At 71.9% G+C, this 1075-nt stretch carries 1 protein-coding gene; it reads right to left on the bottom strand.

What is annotated here, in order from left to right:
- Nucleotides 1–61: 61 nt before the first annotated feature.
- Nucleotides 62–1009: a PaaI family thioesterase gene (locus U9980_RS21885; RefSeq protein ID WP_322769643.1), complete on the bottom strand. Its 948-nt coding sequence runs from the start codon at nucleotides 1007–1009 to the stop codon at nucleotides 62–64.
- Nucleotides 1010–1075: the final 66 nt, after the last annotated feature.

Below are 1075 nucleotides of genomic sequence, written 5' to 3' on the forward strand. Positions count from 1 at the left end.
CGCCTGCTCGCCGTGCTCGGCCGCCGTGCCTGACGAGCACGTGGGCTGGTCCCGATGGAAATCAGCCGGAACGACGGATCTGCGCACCGCACGAGAACCGGATGGCGCCGCGCCCATCGGAATTACGCAGCTCGCCCTCGGCGACGACGAACTGTCGGCCCCGGTAGGCGACCGTGGCTGCGGCGGTGACGGGTTCGCCGCCTGCGGGCACACCTCGCAGGTAGTTGACGGCGAGGTCGAGCGGCACCAGCCGCTCGCCGGGCACCAACACGGTGGCCTGGGCGTCGGCGGCGACGATGTGCGCGATCAGCCCGAGCACACCACCGTGGACGGCACCGAAGCTGTTGGCCACCTGGAGGCCCGGCCGCAGGGTCAGCTCGGACTCCCCACGCTTGCGGGTACGACTGACCACGCCGAGCAGGGCCGACAGCGCGCCAGCGGGAGGCGGTACGGCAGCCGGCGGATTGGCCCCGGACACGATTGCCGACGAGGTCGGATCCGCTGCCGACGGTGAGTGCGTGCTGTCCATCTGTGCCGAGGTAGGAGGCGAGGTAGGAGGCGAGGCAGGAGGCGAGGCCAGACTGCGCTGGGGATTGATCGCGCGCAGTGAGGTGACCGCGACCAGCTCACCGGCGGCGTCGACCAACTCCCCGCGGGCCAGCCCGCTGTCGTCGCCGGCGAAGTCGGCCTGACCGTCGGCGGTCAGCCAGCCCGGGGCAACCGGCAGCGGCCGGACGACCTCCAGCCTCAGTTGGGCAGTAAGCATGGGGGGTCCACCGGGGCCGGCCACAGCGACGGCGGTGCCGCACGCGGTGTCCGCGATCACGGCGAGGGCGCCCGCGAGCAGCCGGCCGTCCGTCCCCAGCAGCGGCGGCGCAACGGCCAGGCGGACGACCGCCCGCCCGCCGCCGACCTCGACGATCCGCATGCCAAAGGTCTGGTACGCCGGCACAGGCCGGCCCTCGTACCCCAGCCCGGCACGGTAGCCGTCCAGGTCAGCGCTCTGCATGCGCCCAGGTTTCCACACTCCTCCCCCAATTCGCCATCCTCATTAAATGATCGCATCGTAACTGTC

The sequence above is a fragment of the Protofrankia sp. Cr1 genome, from assembly GCF_963555865.1.
In the GTDB taxonomy this organism is placed as follows: domain Bacteria; phylum Actinomycetota; class Actinomycetes; order Frankiales; family Frankiaceae; genus Protofrankia.